This is a genomic window from Achromobacter sp. Marseille-Q0513 (assembly GCF_018195695.1).
Lineage (GTDB): Bacteria > Pseudomonadota > Gammaproteobacteria > Burkholderiales > Burkholderiaceae_B > Achromobacter.
On sequence record NZ_JAGTJY010000369.1, the window covers coordinates 1 to 1,250 of the forward strand.

Here is a 1,250-nt window from a genome sequence, read left to right on the forward strand (position 1 = left end):
GGAGTCGGTCTGCCTGCGCGTGCCGATACTCAGGCCGCCCATCGCGCCCAGGCCGGACTTCTTGACCCTCTTGTAGTCATAGTCCTGCGACGTGTTCTCGCCAGACAGAATGTTCACGTCTCGGCCAGCGGAAAGGACCAGGTCCTTCTGTGCGCCCACGTTCGAGCCTGTGACATTGGCGTCGCGTCCGGCCATCACGACCGTCGAGTCGCCCGTGAAGGTCGAGGCCTGCGCCCGCGTCTGGTCGGATGCGCTGATGGTGTGCGTGGTCGTGGACGACAGGAACCCGCGCCGCTTCTCGTAAGTCTCCAGATACGAGTACTGCCCTCGCTCGCCGGCCGTCACATTCACGTCGCGTCCGGAGCCCACCACCAGCTGCTTGCCGGCGGTGACATCCGCTGCGCGCGCGTTGACGTCCTGGCCGGCAACCAGCGTCAGGTTGCCGCCCGCCGCGACCAGGGCGCCGATCTCCTCGCTGCTGCGCAGTTCGTAACGGTTGCGAGGGTTGCGCACGATGCGCTCGCCGTGGCTCTGGGTCAGCGTGCCGAAATCGATGTCGCGCCCGGCTTGCAGGCGCGCATCGTCCCGGGCGGCCACCTGCGCGGCGGTCAGCATCAGGTCGCGGCCGGCCTGCATGGAGAGGCTGCCGGCATCCACGCGCGCCACGCCGGTCAGGTGCGAGCCCCAGGTGTTGCCGTTGTTCTCCGACGCCGAGGTCGACGTCAGCGCGATGTCTCGCCCGGCGCTCAGGGCCACCTTGTCGCCCTTGATGAGCGACACCAGGTTGGTCAGGTCCTCGCGCGCGGCCAGGTTGACACTGCCGCCCTGGATGATGCCGCCGGCCTGGTTGACGATGTTGCCGGCGGTGATGACCGTGGCCTCGCGTGCGCCGATGGTGCCGCTGTTAGTGGCATTGCCGTCGACGGCGAGATGGACGCTGCGGCCAGCCAGCAGCGTGCCGTCGCCCTTCAGGTCGCCTTCGCGCACCAACAGATAGACCTGCGGCACCAGCACGGTTTCGGTGGTGCCGTCGGGCAGGGTCACGCTCTGTTCGACCAACCAGACAAGATCGCTGGTCAGCTGGCGCTGCTGCGCCTCGGTCAGCGCAACGCCAAGCTTGATGCCCTTGTCCTGCGCGAACTTGGCGCCAGCCGCGAGCAGGGCCTTGTACTGCGTGTCGTTGTCGCTGTATTGCTCCAGGAAGCGCTGGCCGGTGGCGGCCAGGACCTGGTCGGACACGGCCTTCTGTT

At 67.8% G+C, this 1,250-nt stretch carries 1 protein-coding gene; it reads right to left on the minus strand.

The window, feature by feature from the left end; all coding sequences use genetic code 11:
• The coding region (locus KDH83_RS30700) for a hemagglutinin repeat-containing protein (RefSeq protein ID WP_212322820.1) at positions 1–1,239 on the minus strand (1,239 nt) is incomplete at its 3' end.
• Positions 1,240–1,250 lie beyond the last annotated feature (11 nt).